Raw genomic sequence first — 18,231 nt, forward strand, 5'->3', positions numbered from 1 at the left:
GGTGCGCCCCTGCCGGGCAGGGGCAGCGCGGGATTACAGTTCACTCTTCTTGTGGAAACCGTCTTTAATGACAGTGGCGTCAATATTCTCTTTATTGACTTCAATCGGGGTGAGCAGACGAGCCGGAACATCTTTGAGTCCGTTGTTTAACGTCGCGTCAGATTTAGGTTGTTGACCCTGACCCAGCTCAACGGCAATTTCAGCCGCCGTATTTGCAAGTTCTGTGATGGGCTTGTAAACCGTCATGGTTTGGGTGCCAGCAATGATGCGTTTTACCCCGGCGAGATCGGCATCCTGTCCGGAGATAGCGACTTTGCCAGCCAGCCCTTGGGCGCTCAGGGCCTGAATCGCGCCGCCAGCGGTGGCATCGTTAGAGGCCACGACTGCATCAATTTTGTTGTTGTTGGCCGTCAGCGCGTTTTCCATGATTTTTAGCGCGTTTTCAGGGAGCCAACCATCAGTCCACTGATCGCCAACCACTTTAATTTTCCCGTTGTCGATGTACGGTTTAAGGACTTTCATTTGCCCTTCGCGAAACAGTTTGGCGTTGTTATCCACTGGCGAACCACCCATCAGGAAATAATTCCCTTGAGGCACTTTATCGACCAGGCTTTTGGCTTGTAATTCACCCACTTTTTCGTTGTCGAACGAAATATAATAATCAATGTCCGCGTTATTAATCATGCGGTCATAGGCCAATACTTTTATGCCTTCTTGTTTGGCTTCTTTCACCACGTTACTTAATACCTGGCCGTTATACGGGATAATGACCAGGACATCGACGCCACGGTTGATCATATTCTCAATTTGCGACATTTGCGTTTCTTCGTTGCCGTTAGCCGACTGAACAAACACGCTTGCGCCGAGGGATTCTGCTTTTTTTACAAAAATATCGCGATCTTTTTGCCAGCGCTCCAGGCGCAGGTCGTCAATGGCCATGCCGATTTTCACCTCTTTGGCATGCCCGGCAAAGCTTGCAAGCAGGAGAGTAGTACAGAGTGTAAGGGACAGGTTCTTTATCTTCATAATTATTAGGCCTTTTTGTAGGGGATGTGTCGCTGAGATAAAAGAAACATTCACTGCTGAGACGCAGCAAATTTTTAACGTGGAAAGGCCCGCTGGCAATTACAGATTTTTATCTTCTCATTATGATATTTGGTTTATTTCTGAATTTATGACCGCGATCGGATTTTAAAATACGTAACTTATTAATTACATTTGATTCTGGAATCTGCACCGAAAAATAGTTTGTCTGCGCATTATTTTGCGAGCCAGCGCACAGTTGTGCATTCTCTCAATAGCAGTGTGAAATAACGTAATTGAGCAAGCCGGAATGTGTATTCACTATTACTCCTGTATCTACGACTCGCCGCATACCCTGATTATGGAGCTCAATATGCAAGCTTATTTCGACCAACTCGATCGCGTTCGTTACGAAGGCACGAAAACGACCAATCCTTTAGCATTTCGTCACTACAACCCGGACGAGCTGGTGCTGGGTAAGCGCATGGAAGATCATCTGCGCTTTGCCGCCTGTTACTGGCATACGTTCTGCTGGAATGGTGCCGATATGTTCGGTGTGGGTTCTTTTGACCGTCCATGGCAACAGCCTGGCGAAGCCATCGAACTGGCGAAGCGTAAAGCGGATGTCGCGTTTGAATTCTTCCACAAGCTGAACGTGCCGTACTACTGCTTCCACGATGTGGATGTCTCTCCGGAAGGCGCGTCGCTGAAAGAGTATCTGAACAACTTCGCGCAGATGGTGGACGTGCTGGCGGCAAAACAGCAGCAGAGCGGCGTGAAGCTGCTGTGGGGCACGGCAAACTGCTTTACTAACCCTCGCTATGGCGCGGGCGCGGCAACGAATCCGGATCCCGAAGTGTTCAGTTGGGCGGCCACACAGGTGGTGACGGCGATGAACGCCACGCATCAGTTGGGCGGCGAGAACTATGTGCTGTGGGGCGGCCGTGAAGGGTACGAAACCCTGCTGAATACCGATCTGCGTCAGGAGCGTGAGCAGATTGGTCGCTTTATGCAGATGGTTGTCGAGCATAAACACAAAATTGGTTTCCGCGGTACGCTGCTGATTGAACCTAAGCCGCAAGAGCCGACCAAGCATCAGTACGATTATGACGTCGCAACCGTGTACGGCTTCCTGAAACAATTTGGTCTGGAAAAAGAGATCAAAGTGAACATTGAGGCTAACCACGCTACGCTTGCGGGCCACTCTTTCCATCACGAAATTGCGTCCGCCATTGCGCTGGGCATCTTTGGTTCTGTGGATGCAAACCGTGGTGATGCACAGCTGGGCTGGGACACCGACCAGTTCCCGAACAGCGTGGAAGAGAATGCGCTGGTGATGTACGAAATCATCAAAGCGGGGGGCTTCACCACCGGCGGTCTGAATTTTGACGCCAAAGTGCGTCGCCAAAGCACCGATAAGTATGATCTGTTCTACGGCCATATTGGCGCGATGGACACCATGGCGCTGGCGCTGAAAATCGCCGCCCGAATGATTGAAGACGGTGAGCTGGATAAACGCGTGGCGAAGCGTTATAGCGGCTGGAACAGTGAGCTAGGTCAGCAAATTTTGAAAGGCCAGTTATCGCTTGGTGAGATCGCGAAGTACGCTGAACAGCATCAACTGGCACCACAGCATCAGAGCGGACACCAGGAACTGCTGGAAAACCTGGTCAATCATTACCTGTTTGATAAGTAACAGCATGTAGGCCCGGTAAGCGCAGCGCCACCGGGCATTTCTGTCAAAGGAGTCACCACAATGTATATCGGGATCGATCTTGGCACATCGGGTGTGAAAGCCATCCTGTTAAGCGAACAGGGCGACGTGTTAGCCACGCAGACGGAAAAACTGCAGGTTTCACGTCCGCATCCGCTGTGGTCTGAACAGGACCCGGAGCAGTGGTGGCAGGCGACGGATCGCGCAATCACAGCCTTAGGCGCGCAGCACAGTCTCCGTGACGTAAAAGCGCTGGGGATTGCCGGACAAATGCACGGCGCAACGCTGCTGGACAGCCAGCACCGCGTGTTGCGTCCAGCGATACTCTGGAACGACGGTCGCTGTGCAGAAGAGTGCGCGCTTCTTGAAGAACGCGTACCGACCTCTCGTGACATCACCGGCAACCTGATGATGCCAGGCTTCACCGCACCAAAACTCTTGTGGGTACAGCGCCATGAACCTGAGATTTTCCGTCAGGTAGCGAAAGTTCTGCTGCCGAAAGATTATCTGCGTTTTCGCATGACGGGTGATTTCGCCAGTGATATGTCTGACGCGGCGGGCACGATGTGGCTCGATGTGGCGAAACGCGACTGGAGCGAGGCGATGCTGGATGCCTGCCATCTGACTCGTGACCATATGCCTGCGCTCTTCGAAGGCAGCGAGGTCACCGGCACATTGCAGTCCTCCATTGCTGAACGCTGGAAGATGCCTGCCGTACCGGTGGTAGCTGGCGGCGGCGACAACGCGGCGGGCGCTGTCGGTGTCGGGATGGTGGAGGCAGGACAGGCGATGCTCTCGCTGGGAACCTCCGGCGTCTATTTTGCCGTCAGCGACGGTTATCGCAGCAACCCTGAAAGCGCGGTCCACAGTTTCTGTCATGCCCTGCCTGGGAAATGGCATTTGATGTCGGTGATGCTGAGTGCGGCATCCTGCCTCGATTGGGCAGCGAAGCTGACCGGAATAGCGGATGTCCCTGCGTTTATCGAAGCCGCGCAGCAGGCGGATGAAAATACCGGTGCCGTCTGGTTTTTACCCTATCTTTCCGGCGAGCGTACGCCGCACAACAACCCGGAAGCGAAAGGGGTGTTTTTCGGTTTAACTCATCAACATGGCCCGGCTGAACTGGCGCGTGCGGTACTGGAGGGCGTCGGGTATGCGCTGGCGGATGGGATGGACGTCGTACATGATTGTGGGCTGAAGCCATCAAGCATTACGCTCATTGGCGGCGGCGCGCGCAGCAGTTACTGGCGGCAGATGCTGTCTGACATTAGCGGGCTGCAGCTTGATTATCGCACCGGGGGCGACGTCGGGCCTGCGCTTGGCGCAGCGCGGCTGGCACAGATAGCCGCGAACCCTGACAAACCGCTCGCACAGTTGCTGCCACAGCTGGCGCTTGAGCAAACGCATCTTCCTGACGCAGCACGTCATTCGCGCTACGCGGAAAGGCGTGATGTGTTCCGCAGGATCTACCAGCAGCTGCTGCCGTTGATGTCATAAAACGATTGTCTGATAGAGGCATGACGATGTCCTTTTTTGGTCTGTTCGTGCCTGCGTTTCCTCGTCAGGATAAGGTCATACCCACTGACGAGGAGTTCCATCATGTCCCGCACCGCATTAATCAATATTGATACTCAGCAGTCATTTCATCATCGCATGTACTGGCAGGAGGGCGATATTCCTGCTTTTCAGCAGGCCATGCTGGGGCTGATTGAAGGCTGCCAGTCGCGCAATATTCCGGTCGTTGATATTTTTCATGTAGATGAAGACGGTCCCTTCACTCTGGAAAGCGGCTATGTCAAACCGATGGCCTTTTTACGTCATCAGCCGGATGTGGTTTTCCAGAAACACGTCCATAATGCCTTCACGGACACCGGGCTCGACCGCTGGCTGCGCGAGCGTGATATCAACCGACTGATTATCTGCGGCATTCGCACTGAACAATGTTGTGAAACTACCGCACGTGTGGCCTCCGATCTGGGCTATGCTGTGACCTTTGTGAGCGAGGCCACGCTGACGTTCCCGATGACGTACAAAGGAATTACCCTCAGCGCTGACGAACTGCGTCATCGTACCGAGACGGTACTGGCCGGGCGTTTTGCCGAGATTAAAACGGTAGCGGAGACGCTGGAGTCACTGTAATGAGCATCGACGTCTGGTTCGTTATGTTGCCCGGGGTGCTGTCATTAGACATGACCGGCCCGGCAGAAACCTTTGTGCTGGCGGGCGACGCGTTTCGCCTGCATTACATTGGCCCGCAGCCTGATGTTCAGACGTCGATTGGCCTGACGATGAGCGGTATTCAGCCGCTGCCGGAACGTCTGCCAGAAGGGAGTTTGCTTGTGCTGCCGGGAGTCAGCGACTCCCTCGTTCAGTTCTCAACCCCTCTGGCGCAGCAGATTCAGCACTGGCTGATGCGCCTGCAGCCGCAGATCCAGCGCCAGGATATCGCCGTGATGTGCGTCTGTTCTGGCGCGTTGCTGGCGGCAAAGTCGGGCTTGTTGAATAACCGGCAGTGCACAACGCATCATGACGTCATTAGCCGCTTACGCGCCGCAGCCCCCACGGCGACGATTAAAGAGAACCGGATTTTCGTGCAGGACGAGAATATCTGGACCAGCGCAGGGATCACGTCGGGTATCGATCTGGCGCTGCATATGATTAACCGCCTTTGTGGGCCAGAAAAAGCCCTGGCCGTCGCGCGTGAGATGGTGGTCTGGTTCCGCCGCTCCGGGGACGATCCTCAGCTTTCACCCTGGTTACGCTACCGCAATCATCTTCACCCGGCGATCCACCGCGCGCAGGACGCCCTTACCGCTGAGCCGCAAAAAGCGTGGCAGATACCGGATATCGCTGCGCAGGCGCACGTCAGCCCACGCCATCTGACCCGGCTTTTTCAGGAACATTTAGGTATAAGCGTTCGGGATTACCTTGAGCAATTGCGTCTGGCCGTGGCCGAACAGTGGTTATTGCAGGGGCGTGGGGTGGAGCAGGCGTCGCTGGCGGCAGGGTTTTCCTCCCCGCGCCAGTTCCACCGTGCCCGGCAGCGAATCGCTAACTAACGAAGCGACGGGTATCTATTTTTTGCAACAGCATCGACAGCAATAAGCTCACGACCAGCGTGGCGGCAAAAATCCAGATAATATCCAGCAGCGGCCAGCTTTTGAGCTCAATCCCACGCGTGCGAAGCGCGTGGATCACCAGCGCGTGAAAACCATAAATCCCCAGCGAGTGGCGCGAAATAAATCCCACCACGGGAAGCGGGCGTTCATTCAGCGTATTTTTGACGAGTATCAGCAGGGATATGGCGCAGATAAAGACCATCGGGCCGCAGTACAGATACCAGGTATCGGCAAAATTCCCGCGCCACTTCAGCTCATAAAGCGTACCGCGCGAAATCACGATCACACCGATGATAAATAGCGCTCCACAAAGCCAGTTCATACTCCGTTTTTGTGTATCCATCATGCCAATGGCGCGCCCCAGCATGCCGTAAAGCACGTAGTAGAAGGTATCGCCGTTGATATAGAGGTTCACCGGCAACCACTCAAATCCGTCAATTTTCTGCGAGACGGTATTGGGGTTTGCCACCACGCCAATCACCACCATCAGGGCCAGGAGCATTTTCCCGCTGACGTTCTTCACCTGTATCAGCGGGGAAACCAGGTAGATAACGATAATGGCGAAGAAGAACCACAGGTGATAGAAGATCGGTTTTTGCAGCACGTTTTTCAGCGAAAGTTCGCCGTTAATTGAGGTGAAAAGCGTGATATAGAGCAGCGCTACGACGCTGTAGAAACCCAGGCATGACGCGATGCGGATAAAATGCCTCGGTTGCGCACTGCGTTCGCCAAAAAAGAGAAAGCCGGAAATCATAAAGAACAGCGGTACACTCACGCGGGAAGCGGAGTTAAGTATATTAGCGATATCCCAGTTAACGTGGCTGATGCTGTGCGCGTTCGTGACGTACCAGGTCGTCGTGTGGATCATCACCACCATCAGACAGGCTATTCCTCGCAGGTTATCAATCCAGTTAATTTTTGACGACATCAGTTCCTCTTATTCCCTGTAAATAGAGTGTGACTGCGATTAGGGTAAAGTCTTCCCTTGGAAAATTCTGAGTTTAACTCGCGTAACTTGTACGAGGAGCGCGAGATTCGCAGAATGACGCACCATAATCTATAAAAGCATTGATATTAAAAATAACAGCCACTGACCAGGGCGGTAATAAAAATGATGATGAAGCGTGTGGCGTCACTCTTTCTGCTACTCATACTGGCGGGGTGCAGCGCCTCGCAGGACGTGCCTGAACAAAAAGCACAGCAGGGGAAAATCAGCCCTGAACGTTCGCTGAATATGGAGCAGCTCTGCAAAGACCAGGCGGCTCACCGCTATAATTCCGAGGTGCAGAAAATTACGGTTAACGGATTTGAGCGCTTTCAGGGGAGCTATGAGCTAAAAGGCTATACTGCGCGTAAAGAAGGCTTTGTCTGTTCTTTTGACGCGGACGGCCAGTTTTTACATCTCTCGATGCGCTAATCTGCTCGTATAATCAGCAGCCACAATGCCCTGGCGTTCTGGCTGTGCGCCTTATTCCCCAATTTATCTTAAACAACCCCGTTTCGTACTGTATATCTTGCAGCCAGCGGGTATACTGATCCCTTCCATTTAAAACCACACGTATCCAGCACGAAATACTATGCAAAAGTTTGATACCAAGACCTTCCAGGGCCTGATCCTGACCTTACAGGATTACTGGGCTCGTCAGGGCTGCACCATTGTTCAACCTTTGGACATGGAAGTTGGCGCAGGCACCTCGCACCCAATGACCAGCTTACGCGCGTTGGGGCCGGAGCCAATGGCGACCGCGTATGTGCAGCCTTCCCGTCGTCCTACCGATGGCCGTTACGGCGAAAACCCGAACCGTCTGCAGCACTACTATCAGTTCCAGGTGGTGATTAAGCCATCACCAGACAACATTCAGGAACTGTACCTCGGGTCGCTGAAAGAGCTGGGTATGGACCCGACCATTCACGACATTCGTTTCGTGGAAGATAACTGGGAAAACCCAACGCTGGGTGCCTGGGGTCTGGGCTGGGAAGTGTGGCTGAACGGCATGGAAGTGACGCAGTTCACTTACTTCCAGCAGGTTGGCGGTCTGGAATGTAAACCAATCACCGGTGAAATCACCTACGGTCTGGAACGTCTGGCCATGTACATTCAGGGCGTAGACAGCGTTTACGACCTGGTCTGGAGCGACGGCCCGCTGGGTAAAACCACCTACGGCGACGTGTTCCATCAGAACGAAGTGGAGCAATCCACCTATAACTTCGAATACGCGGACGTGGACTTCCTGTTCACCTGCTTCGAGCAGTACGAGAAAGAAGCGCAGCAGTTGCTGGCGCTGGAGACTCCGCTGCCGCTGCCTGCCTACGAGCGTATTCTGAAGGCCGCCCACAGCTTCAACCTGCTGGACGCCCGCAAAGCCATCTCCGTGACTGAACGTCAGCGCTACATTCTGCGTATTCGTACCCTGACCAAAGCCGTTGCAGAAGCTTACTATGCGTCCCGTGAAGCCCTTGGCTTCCCGATGTGCAACCGAAACAAATAAGAGGCGGCCATGTCTGAAAAAACTTTCCTGGTGGAAATCGGCACCGAAGAGCTGCCACCAAAAGCCCTGCGCAGCCTGGCTGAATCTTTTGCTGCGAACGTGACCGCCGAGCTGGATAACGCTGGCCTGGCACACGGTAAAATTGAATGGTTTGCTGCACCGCGTCGTCTGGCGCTGAAAGTGGCAAATCTGGCGGCGTCTCAGCCGGATCGTGAAGTGGAAAAACGTGGCCCGGCCATTGCTCAGGCGTTCGACGCGGAAGGCAAACCGAGCAAGGCGGCAGAAGGTTGGGCGCGTGGTTGCGGTATCACCGTTGACCAGGCCGAGCGTCTGACCACCGACAAAGGCGAGTGGCTGCTGTATCGTGCACATGTGAAAGGCGAAAGCGCGGCAGCGCTGCTGCCGGACATGATCGCGACCTCACTGGCTAAGCTGCCAATTCCTAAGCTGATGCGCTGGGGCGCGTCCGACGTGCACTTCGTGCGTCCGGTTCACACCGTGACCCTGCTGCTGGGCGATGCCGTTATTCCTGCCACCATTCTGGGCGTGGCGTCCGATCGCGTGATCCGCGGCCACCGCTTTATGGGCGAGCCGGAGTTCACCATCGACAATGCCGACCAGTACCCACAGATCCTGCTGGAGCGCGGTAAAGTCATTGCCGACTACGAACAGCGTAAAGCCAAAATCAAAGCGGACGCCGAAGAAGCGGCACGCCAGATTGGCGGTAACGCTGACCTGAGCGAAAGCCTGCTGGAAGAAGTCACCTCTCTGGTGGAATGGCCAGTTGTGCTGACCGCTAAGTTCGAAGAGAAATTCCTGGCCGTTCCGGCAGAAGCGCTGGTCTACACCATGAAGGGTGACCAGAAGTACTTCCCGGTATACGCCAACGACGGCAAGCTGCTGCCAAACTTCATCTTCGTGGCGAACATCGAATCGAAAGATCCGATCCAGATTATCTCCGGTAACGAGAAAGTGGTGCGCCCACGTCTGGCGGATGCGGAGTTCTTCTTCAACACCGACCGTAAAAAGCGTCTGGAAGATAACCTGCCGCGCCTGCAGACCGTGCTGTTCCAGCAGCAGCTGGGTACGCTGCGCGACAAAACCGACCGTATCGCGGAGCTGTCCGGCTGGATCGCCCGTGAAATCGGTGCCGACGTTAACCACGCGACTCGCGCGGGCCTGCTGTCCAAGTGCGACCTGATGACCAACATGGTGTTCGAATTTACCGACACCCAGGGCGTGATGGGCATGCACTACGCACGTCATGATGGCGAAGCGGAAGACGTGGCTGTGGCTCTGAACGAGCAGTATCAGCCGCGCTTTGCGGGTGACGATCTGCCGTCCAACCCGGTTGCCTGCGCCGTGGCGATTGCCGATAAGATGGACACCCTGGCGGGTATCTTTGGTATCGGTCAGCACCCGAAAGGCGACAAGGACCCGTTCGCGCTGCGTCGTGCCGCGCTGGGCGTGCTGCGTATCATCGTTGAGAAGAACCTGAACCTCGATCTGCAGACCCTGACCGAAGAAGCGGTGCGTCTGTACGGCGACAAGCTGACCAACGCGAAGGTCGTGGATGACGTCATCGACTTCATGCTCGGTCGTTTCCGTGCCTGGTATCAGGACGAAGGCTACACCGTTGACACCATTCAGGCGGTGCTGGCGCGTCGTCCGACCCGTCCGGCTGATTTCGATGCGCGTATGAAGGCGGTGTCCCACTTCCGTACCCTGGAAGCGGCATCAGCCCTGGCTGCGGCCAACAAGCGTGTATCCAATATCCTGGCGAAATCCGACGAGACGCTGAACGAGCGTGTTAACGCTGCAACCCTGAAAGAGCCGGAAGAGATTGCCCTGGCGATGCAGGTTGTGGTGCTGCGCGACAAGCTCGAGCCGTACTTTGCGGAAGGTCGCTACCAGGAAGCGCTGGTGGAGCTGGCGGAACTGCGTGACGTTATCGACGCCTTCTTCGAGAAAGTGATGGTGAACGTGGAAGATAAAGATCTGCGTATTAACCGTCTCTCGATGCTCGAGAAACTGCGTGAGCTGTTCCTGCGCGTGGCGGATATTTCGCTGCTGCAGTAATGCAAAAAACCCGCCCCTGACAGGCGGGAAGAACGGCAACTAAACTCATGCCGGGCTGCAAAAGCAGCCCGGCTTTTTTATTACACTCTCTCAAATACCGTCGCGATACCCTGACCCAGCCCGATACACATTGTTGCCAGACCAAACTGAGCATCTTTGCGTTCCATCAGGTTGATAAGCGTCGTGCTGATGCGCGCGCCGGAACAGCCCAGCGGGTGACCAAGGGCGATCGCGCCGCCGTTGAGGTTAATCTTCTCGTCGATCTGATCCATCAGCCCCAGATCTTTAATGCACGGCAGGATCTGCGCGGCGAAGGCTTCGTTCATCTCGAACAGATCGATGTCGCTGGCGGTTAAGCCCGCTTTTTTCAGTGCCAGCTTCGAGGCCGGAACCGGGCCGTAACCCATGATGGAAGGGTCGCAGCCGACGACCGCCATCGAACGCACGCGAGCGCGTGGCGTCAGGCCTAGTTCGCGGGCGCGGCTTTCGCTCATCACCAGCATCGCGGCGGCACCGTCGGACAGTGCGGACGACGTTCCCGCCGTTACCGTGCCGGTGACCGGATCGAATGCCGGGCGCAGGGTAGACAGCGCTTCGACCGTGGTTTCCGGGCGGATGACTTCGTCGTAGCTGAACTGCTTCAGTACGCCGTCTGCGTCGTGACCGCCGGTCGGGATGATCTCATTCTTAAAGGCACCGGACTGCGTGGCGGCCCAGGCGCGAGCGTGAGAGCGCGCGGCAAAGGCATCCTGCATTTCACGGCTGATGCCATGGAGGCGGGAGAGCATCTCGGCGGTCAGGCCCATCATCCCCGCGGCTTTCGCCACGTTACGACTCATGCCTGGGTGGAAATCAACCCCGTGGCTCATCGGCACGTGGCCCATGTGCTCAACGCCGCCCACCAGACAGGCCTGCGCATCGCCGGTCATGATCATGCGCGCCGCGTCGTGCAGCGCCTGCATGGACGAACCACACAGACGGTTGACGGTGACAGCCGGAACCGAGTGCGGGATCTCCGCCAGCAGGGACGCGTTACGGGCGATGTTGAAGCCCTGCTCCAGGGTCTGCTGCACGCAGCCCCAGTAGATATCGTCCAGCGCTGTTGGGTCCAGTGCCGGGTTACGCGCCAGCAGGCTACGCATCAGGTGCGCGGAGAGATCTTCCGCACGCACGTTACGGAACGCGCCGCCTTTTGAACGGCCCATCGGGGTGCGAATCGCATCAACAATGACAACCTTTTCCATTGTGACTCCTTAAGCCGTTTTCAGCTCGCCAACCGGACGGGCTGGCTCAACTGCTGGGTAGTAGGGTTCGTTATGGCGCGCTTTGTTACGCAGACCTTCCGGCACCTCATAAAGCGGGCCAAGGTGCTGGTACTGCTGAACCATATCGAGATAGCGGGCGCTGCCGAGCGTATCCAGCCAGCGGAACGCACCGCCGTGGAACGGAGGGAAGCCAAGGCCGTACACCAGCGCCATATCCGCTTCTGCCGGGCTGGCGATGATGCCTTCTTCCAGGCAACGCACCACTTCGTTGATCATCGGGATCATCATGCGGGCGACGATCTCGTCGTCGGTGAAATCGCGTTTCGGCGGGCATACGTCGGCCAGCAGACCATCCACCGCGGCATCTTCTTCTTTTTTCGGTTTGCCTTTGCTGTCTTCTTTATAGCGCCAGAAGCCCAGGCCGTTTTTCTGACCGAAGCGGTTGGCGTCAAACAGCGCGTCAATGGCGTCGCGATAGTCTTTCTGCATGCGCTGCGGGAAGCCTGCCGCCATGACTGCCTGAGCGTGGTGGGCGGTATCAATACCGACCACGTCCAACAGATACGCCGGTCCCATCGGCCAGCCGAACTGTTTTTCCATCACTTTGTCGATTTTGCGGAAGTCCGCTCCGTCGCGCAGCAGCTGGCTGAAGCCTGCAAAGTACGGGAACAGTACGCGGTTAACGAAGAAGCCCGGGCAGTCGTTCACCACGATCGGGGTTTTGCCCATCTTGCTTGCCCACGCCACCACTTTGGCGATGGTTTCGTCAGAGGTTTTTTCCCCACGGATCACTTCGACCAGCGGCATACGGTGTACCGGGTTGAAGAAGTGCATGCCGCAGAAGTTTTCCGGGCGCTTCAGCACGCTCGCCAGTTCGCCAATCGGAATAGTGGAGGTGTTAGAGGCCAGCACGGTGCCTGGACGAACCTTGTCTTCCGTTTCGGCCAGCACCGCTTTTTTGACTTTCGGGTTCTCAACGACCGCTTCAACCACCACGTCCACACGGTCAAAACCGCTGTACTCCAGCACCGGCTGAATGGTGGAGATCACGCCTGCGAGCTTCAGCCCGTCAATTTTTCCGCGCTCCAGCTGTTTATTCAACAGCTTGGCCGCTTCGGTCATGCCGAGCGTCAGGGATTTCTCACTGATGTCTTTCATCACTACCGGCACGCCTTTCCAGGCCGACTGGTAAGCGATGCCGCCACCCATAATGCCAGCGCCGAGTACCGCCGCATGTTTTGGCGTCTCAACGTTTTTGGTCAGCTGTTTGGCTTTACCTTTCACGAACTGATCGTTAAGGAAGATACCGACCAGCGCGCGGGCTTCATTGGTGTGCGCCAGCGGGACAAAGCTCTGATTTTCAAGCTTCAGGGCTTCGTCGCGGCCAAAGCGGGCCGCGGCTTCAATGGTTTTCACCGCCGTGATCGGCGCCGGGTAGTGTTTACCCGCCGTCTGCATCACCATGCCTTTAGCGATGGTGAAGCTCATGGTGGCTTCAATTTTGCTGAGCTTTAACGGCTCCAGCTTCGGCTGGCGTTTGGCTTTCCAGTCGAGGTCGCCATTGATGGCCTGACGGAGGATGGCGATAGCACCCTCAATCAGTTTTTCAGGCTTAACCACGCCGTCCACCAGGCCGATTTTCTGCGCCTGTTCTGCGCCGACATCTTTACCCGCGGCAATGATCTCCAGCGCGCTGTCGGCACCCAGCATGCGCGGCATACGCACGGAGCCGCCAAAGCCCGGCATGATGCCCAGCTTGGTTTCCGGCAGGCCGATGCGCAGATCCGGAGTGGCGAGACGGTAATCGGTGGCTAATACACATTCACAGCCGCCGCCCAGCGCGTAGCCGTTCACGGCGGAGATCGTTGGGACAGGCAGATCTTCCAGACGATTAAAGACGCTGTTGGCAAAGTGCAGCCACTGGCTCAGCTGCTCTTCAGGTACCAGGAAAAGCGAGAGAAATTCGGTGATATCGGCACCGACAATAAAGGCCGCTTTGTTCGAACGCAGCAGCAGCCCTTTTAATTCAGGTTGTTTTTCAAGAACATCCAGCGCCTGGCCAAGACTGGCCACCGTCGCGGTATCAAGCTTATTCACTGAGCCGGGGGCATCGAACACCAGTTCGGCAATGCCATCTTCCAGCCAGTTGAGGTACAGGGTGTCGCCTTTGTAAAGCATGTCAGTCTCCTGAATCCAGCAAGTGGATCTGGTCATACCAGATGAGACGGAGTGTGGAATTTATGTTAATAAAATGCAAATTTCTCATTAAGAAATTGCTGCATTGATCACGGTCGGTGGAAATCACGCAGCCGGAGTGAGGTGTGCTAAGATGCGATGACTTGAGGTCAAAAAAACGAAAGGAAGAATGATGGACTCACTGGCTTCGCTTTATAAAAATCATATCGTTACCCTACAGGAACGTACCCGCGATGTACTGGCGCGCTTCAAGCTGGATGCCCTGTTAATCCACTCCGGCGAACTGATGAACACGTTTCTTGATGACCATGCTTATCCGTTTAAGGTCAACCCGCAGTTTAAAGCCTGGGTGCCGGTGACACAGGTGCCAAATTGCTGGCTGCTGGTGGATGGCGTGAACAAGCCGAAACTGTGGTTCTATCTGCCGGTGGATTACTGGCACAACGTGGAACCGCTGCCGACTTCTTTCTGGACCGAAGAAATTGATGTGATTGCCCTGCCAAAAGCGGACGGTATTGGCAGCCAGCTGCCTGCGGCGCGTGGCAACATTGGCTATATTGGCCCTGTTCCAGAGCGTGCGCTGGGTCTGGATATTCCGGCGGATAAACTCAACCCGAAAGGGGTGCTGGATTATCTCCACTATTACCGCGCGTATAAAACCGACTACGAACTTTACTGCATGCGTGAAGCGCAAAAAACGGCGGTGAATGGCCACCGTGCCGCGCACGAAGCGTTCCAGTCGGGCATGAGCGAGTTCGACATCAATCTTGCCTACCTGACCGCAACCGGTCACCGCGACACCGACGTACCGTACAGCAACATCGTCGCGCTGAACGAGCACGCGTCTGTGCTTCACTACACCAAACTTGATCACCAGGTTCCGTCGGAAATGCGCAGCTTCCTGCTGGATGCAGGGGCAGAGTATAACGGCTACGCGGCCGATCTGACCCGTACCTGGGCGGCGAATGGGGATACCGATTTCGCGCAGCTGATTAAAGACGTGAACGATGAACAGCTGGCGCTGATTGGCACCATGAAGGCCGGAACCAGCTATGTGGATTATCACATCCAGTTCCATCAGCGCATCGCCAAACTGCTGCGTAAGCATCAGATTGTGAAAGACATGAGCGAAGAGGCGATGGTCGAAAACGATCTGACCGGGCCATTTATGCCGCACGGTATCGGTCACCCGCTGGGCCTGCAGGTTCACGATGTTGCGGGCTTCATGCAGGATGATACCGGCACGCACCTGGCGGCACCGTCTAAATATCCTTACCTGCGCTGCACCCGTATTCTTGAGCCGCGCATGGTCTTGACCATCGAGCCGGGGATCTACTTTATTGAATCCCTGCTGGCGCCGTGGCGTGAAGGACAGTTCAGCAAGCACTTCAACTGGGAAAAAATTGACGCGTTGAAACCGTTTGGCGGCATTCGTATCGAAGATAACGTGGTTATTCATGAGAACGGTGTCGAGAACATGACGCGAGACCTGAAGCTGGCCTGATGGAAAGCTGGCTGATACCGGCTGAACCGGTCACCTTTGTTGAGGAAATCAAGAAAAGCCGCTTTATTACGCTGCTGGCGCACACCGACGGCGCAGAGGCGGCAAAGGCGTTTGTCGAGTCCGTTCGCGCGGAGCATCCTGATGCACGCCACCACTGCGTGGCGTGGGTGGCAGGTCCGCCGGACGATTCGCAACAGCTGGGGTTTTCTGACGACGGTGAACCGGCTGGCACGGCCGGTAAACCTATGCTTTCGCAGCTGATGGGCAGCGGCGTGGGCGAGATCACCGCCGTAGTGGTTCGCTACTACGGCGGCATTTTATTAGGCACGGGTGGGCTGGTTAAAGCCTACGGTGGGGGTGTCCAGCAGGCACTTAATCTGCTGATAACCACCCGCAAAACGCCACTTACCGAATATACTCTGGTATGCGAGTACTCGCAGCTTTCGGGCATTGAAGCGTTACTGAAGCACGTTAACGGTGTGATTGTGCACAGTGATTATCAGGCGATGGTGCAATTACGCGTGGCGCTTCCTCAGGCGGAACTGGCTTCTTTTTCAGCAAAACTCGCTGATTTTAGTCGTGGTTCGTTGCAATTGCTGCCGATTGAAGAATAATCCCCACCTCACTTTTTGAATACCAAAGGAAGCGGCAGAGATGCATTTTCGTGCCATAACCCGAATCGTTGGACTGCTGGTCATACTCTTTTCCGGGACGATGATTCTCCCAGGACTGGTGGCACTTATCTACCGGGACGGCGCGGGGCGTGCGTTTACCCAGACCTTTTTTGTCGCGCTGGCGATTGGCTCGCTGCTCTGGTGGCCAAACCGTCGTGAGAAAGGCGAGCTGAAATCTCGGGAAGGGTTTCTGATCGTCGTGCTGTTCTGGACGGTGCTGGGAAGCGTCGGTTCGCTCCCGTTTATCTTCTCTGAACAGCCCAATTTGAGCATCACGGATGCATTCTTTGAATCGTTCTCTGGTTTAACAACTACCGGAGCGACGACGCTGGTGGGGCTGGATTCTCTCCCACATGCCATTCTTTTTTATCGCCAGATGCTGCAGTGGTTCGGCGGTATGGGGATCATCGTCCTGGCGGTGGCTATCCTGCCCATTCTGGGCGTCGGTGGGATGCAGCTTTATCGGGCTGAAATGCCCGGCCCGCTAAAAGATAACAAAATGCGTCCGCGTATTGCGGAGACGGCAAAAACCCTGTGGCTGATCTATGTCTTGCTGACGGTCGCCTGCGCCCTGGCGCTGTGGTTTGCAGGAATGCCCGCTTTCGATGCCATCGGGCACAGCTTTGCGACTATCGCTATCGGTGGGTTCTCCACGCACGATGCCAGCGTGGGCTACTTCGACAGCCCGACGATTAACACTATTATTGCTATCTTCCTGCTGATCTCCGGTTGTAACTATGGGCTGCACTTCTCTTTACTGAGTGGGCGAAGCCTGAAGGTGTACTGGCGCGACCCGGAGTTCCGCATGTTTATTGGCGTCCAGTTGACGCTGGTGATCATCTGTACGCTGGTGCTTTGGTTCCACGATGTTTATAACTCGGCCATGACCACGCTAAACCAGGCCTTTTTCCAGGTGGTGTCGATGGCGACAACGGCGGGCTTTACCACGGATAGCATTGCGCGCTGGCCGCTGTTCCTGCCGGTGCTTTTGCTTTGCTCGGCCTTTATCGGGGGCTGTGCGGGGTCTACGGGCGGTGGCCTGAAGGTCATTCGTATACTGCTGCTGTTCAAACAGGGCAACCGCGAGCTGAAGCGTCTTGTTCACCCGAATGCGGTTTATAGCATCAAGCTGGGGAATCGTGCGCTGCCGGAACGTATTCTCGAAGCGGTGTGGGGTTTCTTCTCTGCTTATGCGTTGGTCTTTATCGTCAGTATGCTGGCTATTATTGCTACCGGCGTGGATGATTTCTCCGCATTCGCCTCTGTTGTGGCGACGCTTAATAACCTCGGGCCTGGGCTGGGCGTGGTGGCGGATAACTTTGCCAGTATGAATCCGGTGGCGAAGTGGATCCTTATCGCTAACATGCTGTTTGGGCGTCTTGAGGTCTTTACGCTGCTGGTGCTGTTTACCCCAACATTCTGGCGCGAGTAAGGAGTCATTAATGAAAACATTAGTTCTTTTCTCTACGCGAGACGGACAAACGCGCGAGATTGCCGCTTATCTGGCTTCTGAATTAAAAGAGCTGGGCATTTACGCGGATGTAGTGAACCTGAACCGTGCGGAACACATCGCGTGGCAGGAGTACGATCGTGTGGTGATTGGGGCGTCTATTCGTTACGGGCATTTCCATCCCGCGCTGGATCGTTTTGTGAAGAAACATAAGGACGTGCTCAATAAGCTGCCCAGTGCCTTCTACTCGGTCAATCTGGTTGCCCGTAAAGCAGAAAAGCGCACGCCGCAAACGAACAGCTATACGCGCAAGTTTTTACTTAATTCTCCGTGGCAGCCAACACTTTGCGCGGTCTTTGCCGGGGCGCTGCGCTATCCGCGCTACCGCTGGTACGACCGCTTTATGATCCGTTTGATTATGAAGATGACGGGCGGTGAAACCGATACGCATAAAGAAGTGGTGTACACCGACTGGTCGCAGGTTGCCAGTTTTGCGCGGGAAATCGCGCATATAACGGGCGATTCGCGACTTAAATAAGCGTTAAGTTTGAAAAGTGAGCGAACGAAAAGTTTTTTGTATTTTGTGCTTGTCACTTCAGAATAACTCCCTATAATGCGCCTCCACTGACACGGAACAACGGCACACACGCCGCCGGGTCAGCAGAGAAAAGCGAAAATAAACGCTTGACTCTGAAGCGGGAAAGCGTAATATGCACAC

At 55.4% G+C, this 18,231-nt stretch carries 15 protein-coding genes; 11 read left to right on the plus strand and 4 right to left on the minus strand.

Annotation, left to right across the window (positions count from 1 at the left end):
• Window positions 1–33: 33 nt before the first annotated feature.
• Window positions 34–1,026, minus strand: coding sequence for a D-xylose ABC transporter substrate-binding protein (xylF, locus tag ACTJJA_RS23170; RefSeq protein ID WP_440669304.1), 993 nt, complete (start codon window positions 1,024–1,026; stop codon window positions 34–36).
• Between the two features lie 370 nt (window positions 1,027–1,396).
• On the opposite strand from xylF, the gene xylA reads away from it, so the two are divergent.
• The 4 genes from xylA (at window position 1,397) to ACTJJA_RS23190 (ending at window position 5,796) form a co-directional block, all read left to right on the plus strand.
• Window positions 1,397–2,719, plus strand: a complete 1,323-nt coding sequence (gene xylA / locus ACTJJA_RS23175; protein ID WP_089599718.1) for a xylose isomerase — start codon at window positions 1,397–1,399, stop codon at window positions 2,717–2,719.
• Window positions 2,720–2,779: 60 nt separating this feature from the next.
• Complete coding sequence (gene xylB, locus ACTJJA_RS23180) at window positions 2,780–4,234, plus strand: xylulokinase (protein ID WP_440669299.1); 1,455 nt, start codon at window positions 2,780–2,782, stop codon at window positions 4,232–4,234.
• 102 nt (window positions 4,235–4,336) lie between these two features.
• Window positions 4,337–4,876 (plus strand): isochorismatase family protein, encoded by a 540-nt coding sequence (locus tag ACTJJA_RS23185; RefSeq protein WP_431139338.1) that lies wholly within the window; start codon window positions 4,337–4,339, stop codon window positions 4,874–4,876.
• Window positions 4,876–5,796 (plus strand): GlxA family transcriptional regulator, encoded by a 921-nt coding sequence (locus ACTJJA_RS23190; RefSeq protein ID WP_042716569.1) that lies wholly within the window; start codon window positions 4,876–4,878, stop codon window positions 5,794–5,796. The genes ACTJJA_RS23185 and ACTJJA_RS23190 overlap by 1 nt, the downstream gene beginning before the upstream one ends.
• Here the strand turns inward: ACTJJA_RS23190 and ACTJJA_RS23195 are convergent.
• Window positions 5,789–6,784, minus strand: coding sequence for an acyltransferase (locus ACTJJA_RS23195; RefSeq protein WP_440669300.1), 996 nt, complete (start codon window positions 6,782–6,784; stop codon window positions 5,789–5,791). The genes ACTJJA_RS23190 and ACTJJA_RS23195 overlap by 8 nt on opposite strands.
• A gap of 183 nt (window positions 6,785–6,967) precedes the next feature.
• Here ACTJJA_RS23195 and ACTJJA_RS23200 point away from each other — a divergent pair, with 183 nt between their 5' ends.
• The 3 genes from ACTJJA_RS23200 (at window position 6,968) to glyS (ending at window position 10,424) form a co-directional block, all read left to right on the plus strand.
• Window positions 6,968–7,273, plus strand: coding sequence for a YsaB family lipoprotein (locus tag ACTJJA_RS23200; RefSeq protein ID WP_089599661.1), 306 nt, complete (start codon window positions 6,968–6,970; stop codon window positions 7,271–7,273).
• Window positions 7,274–7,433: 160 nt separating this feature from the next.
• Window positions 7,434–8,345, plus strand: coding sequence for a glycine--tRNA ligase subunit alpha (gene glyQ / locus ACTJJA_RS23205; RefSeq protein WP_003860141.1), 912 nt, complete (start codon window positions 7,434–7,436; stop codon window positions 8,343–8,345).
• A gap of 9 nt (window positions 8,346–8,354) precedes the next feature.
• Window positions 8,355–10,424, plus strand: coding sequence for a glycine--tRNA ligase subunit beta (gene glyS, locus ACTJJA_RS23210; RefSeq protein WP_440669301.1), 2,070 nt, complete (start codon window positions 8,355–8,357; stop codon window positions 10,422–10,424).
• A gap of 80 nt (window positions 10,425–10,504) precedes the next feature.
• On the opposite strand, the gene fadA is transcribed toward glyS, so the two are convergent.
• Window positions 10,505–11,668 (minus strand): acetyl-CoA C-acyltransferase FadA, encoded by a 1,164-nt coding sequence (gene fadA, locus ACTJJA_RS23215; protein WP_010436772.1) that lies wholly within the window; start codon window positions 11,666–11,668, stop codon window positions 10,505–10,507.
• A gap of 9 nt (window positions 11,669–11,677) precedes the next feature.
• Window positions 11,678–13,867, minus strand: coding sequence for a fatty acid oxidation complex subunit alpha FadB (gene fadB / locus ACTJJA_RS23220; protein ID WP_440669302.1), 2,190 nt, complete (start codon window positions 13,865–13,867; stop codon window positions 11,678–11,680).
• Window positions 13,868–14,057: 190 nt separating this feature from the next.
• On the opposite strand from fadB, the gene pepQ reads away from it, so the two are divergent.
• The 4 genes from pepQ to hemG are packed head-to-tail and all read left to right on the plus strand — an operon-like array spanning window position 14,058 to window position 18,051.
• On the plus strand, window positions 14,058–15,389 hold the full coding sequence (gene pepQ / locus ACTJJA_RS23225) for a Xaa-Pro dipeptidase (protein ID WP_089599656.1): 1,332 nt from the start codon (window positions 14,058–14,060) through the stop codon (window positions 15,387–15,389).
• Window positions 15,389–16,003: an IMPACT family protein gene (locus ACTJJA_RS23230; RefSeq protein ID WP_440669303.1), complete on the plus strand. Its 615-nt coding sequence runs from the start codon at window positions 15,389–15,391 to the stop codon at window positions 16,001–16,003. Before pepQ ends, ACTJJA_RS23230 begins: the two co-directional genes overlap by 1 nt.
• Before the next feature lie 40 nt (window positions 16,004–16,043).
• A complete protein-coding gene (gene trkH / locus ACTJJA_RS23235) occupies window positions 16,044–17,495 on the plus strand; it encodes a Trk system potassium transporter TrkH (protein ID WP_010436781.1) in 1,452 nt (483 codons plus the stop codon).
• A gap of 10 nt (window positions 17,496–17,505) precedes the next feature.
• Window positions 17,506–18,051: a menaquinone-dependent protoporphyrinogen IX dehydrogenase gene (gene hemG, locus ACTJJA_RS23240; protein ID WP_211449852.1), complete on the plus strand. Its 546-nt coding sequence runs from the start codon at window positions 17,506–17,508 to the stop codon at window positions 18,049–18,051.
• Window positions 18,052–18,231 lie beyond the last annotated feature (180 nt).

It is taken from the genome of Enterobacter sp. 22452 (genome assembly GCF_052045065.1).
In the GTDB taxonomy this organism is placed as follows: domain Bacteria; phylum Pseudomonadota; class Gammaproteobacteria; order Enterobacterales; family Enterobacteriaceae; genus Enterobacter; species Enterobacter mori.

Excerpts from the sequence above, each read along its gene's own strand:
- pepQ (WP_089599656.1), top strand. The coding sequence starts at position 14,058 with ATGGACTCACTGGCTTCGCTTTATAAAAATCATATCGTTACCCTACAG.
- fadA (WP_010436772.1), bottom strand. The coding sequence starts at position 11,668 with ATGGAAAAGGTTGTCATTGTTGATGCGATTCGCACCCCGATGGGCCGT.
- ACTJJA_RS23200 (WP_089599661.1), top strand. The coding sequence starts at position 6,968 with ATGATGATGAAGCGTGTGGCGTCACTCTTTCTGCTACTCATACTGGCG.
- xylA (WP_089599718.1), top strand. The coding sequence starts at position 1,397 with ATGCAAGCTTATTTCGACCAACTCGATCGCGTTCGTTACGAAGGCACG.
- trkH (WP_010436781.1), top strand. The coding sequence starts at position 16,044 with ATGCATTTTCGTGCCATAACCCGAATCGTTGGACTGCTGGTCATACTC.
- xylB (WP_440669299.1), top strand. The coding sequence starts at position 2,780 with ATGTATATCGGGATCGATCTTGGCACATCGGGTGTGAAAGCCATCCTG.
- hemG (WP_211449852.1), top strand. The coding sequence starts at position 17,506 with ATGAAAACATTAGTTCTTTTCTCTACGCGAGACGGACAAACGCGCGAG.
- ACTJJA_RS23185 (WP_431139338.1), top strand. The coding sequence starts at position 4,337 with ATGTCCCGCACCGCATTAATCAATATTGATACTCAGCAGTCATTTCAT.
- ACTJJA_RS23190 (WP_042716569.1), top strand. The coding sequence starts at position 4,876 with ATGAGCATCGACGTCTGGTTCGTTATGTTGCCCGGGGTGCTGTCATTA.
- glyS (WP_440669301.1), top strand. The coding sequence starts at position 8,355 with ATGTCTGAAAAAACTTTCCTGGTGGAAATCGGCACCGAAGAGCTGCCA.
- glyQ (WP_003860141.1), top strand. The coding sequence starts at position 7,434 with ATGCAAAAGTTTGATACCAAGACCTTCCAGGGCCTGATCCTGACCTTA.
- xylF (WP_440669304.1), bottom strand. The coding sequence starts at position 1,026 with ATGAAGATAAAGAACCTGTCCCTTACACTCTGTACTACTCTCCTGCTT.
- fadB (WP_440669302.1), bottom strand. The coding sequence starts at position 13,867 with ATGCTTTACAAAGGCGACACCCTGTACCTCAACTGGCTGGAAGATGGC.
- ACTJJA_RS23195 (WP_440669300.1), bottom strand. The coding sequence starts at position 6,784 with ATGTCGTCAAAAATTAACTGGATTGATAACCTGCGAGGAATAGCCTGT.
- ACTJJA_RS23230 (WP_440669303.1), top strand. The coding sequence starts at position 15,389 with ATGGAAAGCTGGCTGATACCGGCTGAACCGGTCACCTTTGTTGAGGAA.